Source organism: Sphingopyxis sp., from assembly GCF_025869345.1.
GTDB lineage: Bacteria > Pseudomonadota > Alphaproteobacteria > Sphingomonadales > Sphingomonadaceae > Sphingopyxis.
Window position 1 is genome coordinate 1 of record NZ_JAOZVW010000143.1, and the last position, 4,334, is coordinate 4,334.

3 protein-coding genes and 1 pseudogene are annotated in these 4,334 nt (G+C 67.4%); all 4 read left to right on the top strand.

Translation table 11 applies throughout. The annotated features are described in order from the left end of the window. Nucleotides 1-142: 142 nt before the first annotated feature. On the top strand, nt 143-1,909 hold the full coding sequence (locus OJI97_RS15615) for a DUF4153 domain-containing protein (RefSeq protein ID WP_297664984.1): 1,767 nt from the start codon (nt 143-145) through the stop codon (nt 1,907-1,909). Between the two features lie 76 nt (nt 1,910-1,985). Next, nucleotides 1,986-2,288, top strand: a complete 303-nt coding sequence (gene gatC, locus OJI97_RS15620; RefSeq protein WP_184644462.1) for an Asp-tRNA(Asn)/Glu-tRNA(Gln) amidotransferase subunit GatC — start codon at nt 1,986-1,988, stop codon at nt 2,286-2,288. Then, the gene (gene gatA, locus OJI97_RS15625; RefSeq protein WP_297664986.1) at nt 2,288-3,769 is read left to right on the top strand and encodes an Asp-tRNA(Asn)/Glu-tRNA(Gln) amidotransferase subunit GatA; all 1,482 of its coding nucleotides are present in this window, start codon (nt 2,288-2,290) and stop codon (nt 3,767-3,769) included. Before gatC ends, gatA begins: the two co-directional genes overlap by 1 nt. A gap of 98 nt (nt 3,770-3,867) precedes the next feature. After that, nucleotides 3,868-4,334, top strand: a pseudogene (gatB, locus tag OJI97_RS15630) (Asp-tRNA(Asn)/Glu-tRNA(Gln) amidotransferase GatCAB subunit B); the annotation flags it as partial.

A 4,334-nucleotide genomic window follows, 5' to 3' on the forward strand; every position in this document is an offset into this window, starting at 1 on the left:
CCCGCTTTTGTCGGCGTTGCTGAGCGGGACCCCGGATCAAGTCCGGGGTGACGAAGAAAACGAGCTTGCACTCTACTCTTCAAACTGCGCCGCTGTCCCGAAACGAGTTCAGCACGACGCATTTTGAGGTTAGACGTTGCGCATGACCGATGCGCCCGCAAACCCGCCCGTCCCCGATTCGCTCCGCCTTTCGGCACGGCTCGACGACAGCGATCCGCCCTGGCCGCTGCGGCCGTGGATCATGGCGATGGTCGGCACGGTCGCGGGGCTGATCTTTTACCTGCTGATCGACCGCCATCAGGATGCGCCGGGCCGCGACGCGCTCGCGGCGTTCGTCGCGGTCTCGACCGTCGTCTTCCTGCTCGGGGTCGAGCGGCGGCGCTGGCATTGGGCGGCGGGGTTCGCGCTGGCGTGGGGCGCGGTCATCGGGCTGATCGCCTGGCATTCGGCGGGCTATAATGTCGGCGGATCGCCGTTCGAATGGCCGTTCTGGTCGGGGATGCTCGCGGTGCTCGTCGCGACGCCGCTGTTCCAGACGCGGCGCGACGTCGCGCCCGACTGGCGTTTCTGGAAATTGTGGGACATGCCCTATGCGCGGCTGCACAGCCACGCCTGGGCCGATGCGGTGATCGGCGCGGCGGGGCTGGCGTTCGTCGGCGTGACCTTTCTGCTGATCGTGCTGATCGGGCAGATGTTCAAGCTGATCGGGATCAATCTGATCTTCGATCTGCTCAATGACGAATGGTTCGGCTGGATGCTGGCGGGCGCGGCGTTCGGCGGCGCGGTGGGATTGCTCCGCGAACGCGACAAGCTGGTCGCGACCCTGCAGCGGCTGGTGATGATCGTGCTGGCGGTGCTGGCGCCGGTGCTGGCGGCCGCATTGCTGCTGTTCCTGCTCTCGCTGATCGGCACCGGGCTGACGCCGCTGTGGGAATCGGGCTTTTCGACCGCGGCGCTGATGATGGCGGCGGCGGCTTTCGCGGTGCTGCTCGCCAACGCGGCGGTCGGCAGCGGGCGCGACGAGCGCGCGGGGAACCGTTTACTGCACGTCGCGGCGGCGGCGCTGGTCGCCGCGGTGCTGCCGCTGGCGGCGATCGCCTTTTATTCGATGTATCTGCGTGTGGGGCAATATGGCTGGACCCCCGAGCGCCTGTGGGGCGTGATCGCGGCGGCGATCGCGCTTGCCTATGGCGTCGCCGGGCTGTGGTCGGTCGTGCGCGGGCGGCGGGATTTCGACGATCTCTTGCGGCCGTTGCAGCAGAAGCTGGCGATCGGCCTGATGCTGCTGGCATTGATTCTGGCGCTGCCGGTCGTGGATTTCGGCGCGATTTCGACGCGCGACCAGCTCGCGCGGCTGAAGTCGGGGGCGGTGAAGGCTGAGGCGTTCGACTGGGCGGCGATGGCGTTCGATTTCGGTCCAGCCGGGCGCCGCGCGCTGGAGGCGCTGGCCCGATCGCCGCAACAGGACCGCGCCGGCCTGGCGAAAATGGCGCTCAAGGCGAAATATCGCAGCGCCGTGTCGGGGGAAGGAGGCCGGTATGGCGCCGACGTTGCGGTGGCCGCAAAGAAGATCGAGGACAAGCTGCGCGTCCTGCCGGCAGGGGCGGCGCTGGCGCCCGACGCCTATGCCGCGATCGACGAGAGCGGATATTGCCTGAGCCAGCCCTGCATCGCCTATCGGCTGGACGATGATCATATCGTGGTGGCGCGGCTCGGCGATCATGTCACCCTGTTCCAGCGGATGGCCGTTACCCGCCAGTGGCGCCAATATGACGAGCATCCGCCGAGCCTCGCGCCCGCGACGCTGGGGACCGCCGCGGATCTGGCGAAGGCGACGGTCGAGGTCCGCCCGGTGACGCGGCGCCAGTTGTTCGTGAACGGCAAGCCGCTGGGCGACGATTTCCCATAGCCATCGGCGCTGCCGCCGCTTGAAGCGCGCCGGACACAATGCTAGCGGCCCAGCTTCTCCCGATAAGGCGATAATGATGGCAATCGATCAGGCAACAGTCAGGAAAATAGCGTCGCTGGCGCGCATCGCGATCAGCGATGCCGAGGCCGCCGCGATGGAAGGCGAATTGAACGGCATCCTCGGCTGGGTCGAGCAACTCGGCGAGGTCGACGTGACCGGGGTCGAGCCGATGACCGCGGTGATTCCCAACACGCTGCGGCTGCGCGACGATGTCGTCGACGCCGACCCGCTGACCGGCGGCAACCGCCGCGACGATGTGCTGGCGAATGCGCCGGCGCCGCAGCACGGGTTCTTTGGCGTTCCCAAGGTGATCGAATAATGACCGAGCTTACCAACCTGACCGTCGCGCAGATTCGCGACGGGCACCGCGCGGGCGATTTCAGCGCCATCGAGGTCGCGGAGGCGTTCAACGCCAATGTCGCGGGCGCGAAGGCGCTCAACGCGTTCATCGTCGAGACGCCCGAACTGGCGCTGGCGGCGGCGAAGGCCGCCGATGCCGACCGCGCCGCGGGGACGCTGAAGCCGCTGTCGGGCGTGCCCATCGGCATGAAGGACCTGTTCGCGACCAGCGGCGTCCAGACCACCGCCGCGAGCCATATGCTCGAAGGTTTCGTGCCGCGCTACGAGTCCACCGTCTCGCAGAAATTGTGGGACGCGGGCGCGGGGATGCTGGGCAAGCTGAACCTCGACCAGTTCGCGATGGGATCGTCGAACGAGACGAGCTATTTCGGCAATGTCATCAGCCCGTGGCGGCGGGGGGGTGGCGGCAATGCGGCGCTCGCGCCGGGCGGCTCGTCGGGCGGGTCGTCGTCGGCGATCGCGGCGCGGCTCTGCCCCGCGGCGACGGGGACCGATACCGGCGGCTCGATCCGCCAGCCCGCGGCCTTCACCGGCATTTCGGGGATCAAGCCGACCTATGGCCGCTGCTCGCGCTGGGGCATCGTCGCCTTCGCCAGTTCGCTCGATCAGGCGGGGCCGATGGCGCGCGACGTGCGCGACTGCGCGATCATGCTCGAGAATATGGCGGGCTTCGACCCCAAGGACGCGACGAGCCTGGACCTGCCGGTGCCCAATTGGGAGGCGGCTTTGTCGAGTGATCTCAAGGGCAAGACGGTCGGTATTCCCAAGGAATATCGGCTGGAGGGCATCGACCCCGACATCGACGCGATGTGGGATGCCGGGATCGCGATGCTGAAGGATGCGGGGGCTTCGGTCGTCGAAATCAGCCTGCCGCACACGAAGTATGCGCTGCCGGCATACTATATCATCGCGCCGGCCGAAGCGTCGTCGAATCTCGCGCGCTATGACGGCGTGCGCTACGGGCTGCGCGATCTGCCGCAGGGTGCGGGATTGCAGGACATGTATGCCGCAACGCGCGCCGACGGCTTCGGGCCCGAGGTCAAGCGCCGGATCATGATCGGCACCTATGTGCTGTCGGCGGGCTTCTACGACGCTTATTACACGCAGGCGCAGAAGGTGCGGACGCTGATCGCGCGCGATTTCGAGGCGGCGTTCGGGGTGTGCGACGTGATCCTCGCGCCGACCGCGCCCTCGGCGGCGTTCGGGCTGGGCGAAAAGACCGCCGATCCGCTGGCGATGTATCTGAACGACGTGTTCGCGGTGCCCGCGAGTCTTGCGGGGCTGCCCGCGATGTCGGTCCCCGCGGCACTGAACCGCGAAGGGCTGCCGCTGGGACTGCAGATCATCGGCAGGGCGTTCGACGAGCAAGGCGTGCTCAACGCGGGCCTCGCGATCGAGGAACGCGCGGGCTTCACGGCTCGCGCCGAGAAGTGGTGGTAAATTAGCGGTGTGCTCCCGCGAAGGCGGGAGCCCAGGGCGGCCTCGCGCCGCCCCGCACTGGGTCCCCGCCTTCGCGGGGACACATGAAGGAACGGATGATGTCTGACTATCGCATCAAGGGCGAAACCGGCGAGTGGGAGGTCGTGATCGGCCTCGAGGTCCATGCGCAGGTGACCTCCAACGCCAAGCTGTTCTCGGGCGCCGCGACGGCGTTCGGGGCGGAGCCGAACACGCAGGTGTCGCTCGTCGACGCCGCGATGCCCGGCATGCTGCCGGTGCCGAACCGCGAATGCATCCGCCAGGCGGTGCGCACGGGCATGGCGATCGAGGCCGAGATCAACAGATGGTCGCGGTTCGACCGCAAGAATTATTTCTACGCCGACCTGCCGCAGGGCTACCAGATTTCACAGCTTTATCATCCGCTTGTCGGCGAAGGCTCGCTGACGATCGAGGCCGATGAAAAGGCGGGTCTACCCGAGGCCAAGCGCATCGGGATCGAGCGCATCCATGTCGAGCAGGACGCCGGCAAGCTGATGCACGACCAGCATCCGACGATGTCCTATGT

Bases quoted from the DNA above. Each gene is read 5' to 3' on its own strand.
- gatC (WP_184644462.1), top strand. From the start codon at position 1,986: ATGGCAATCGATCAGGCAACAGTCAGGAAAATAGCGTCGCTGGCGCGC.
- OJI97_RS15615 (WP_297664984.1), top strand. From the start codon at position 143: ATGACCGATGCGCCCGCAAACCCGCCCGTCCCCGATTCGCTCCGCCTT.
- gatA (WP_297664986.1), top strand. From the start codon at position 2,288: ATGACCGAGCTTACCAACCTGACCGTCGCGCAGATTCGCGACGGGCAC.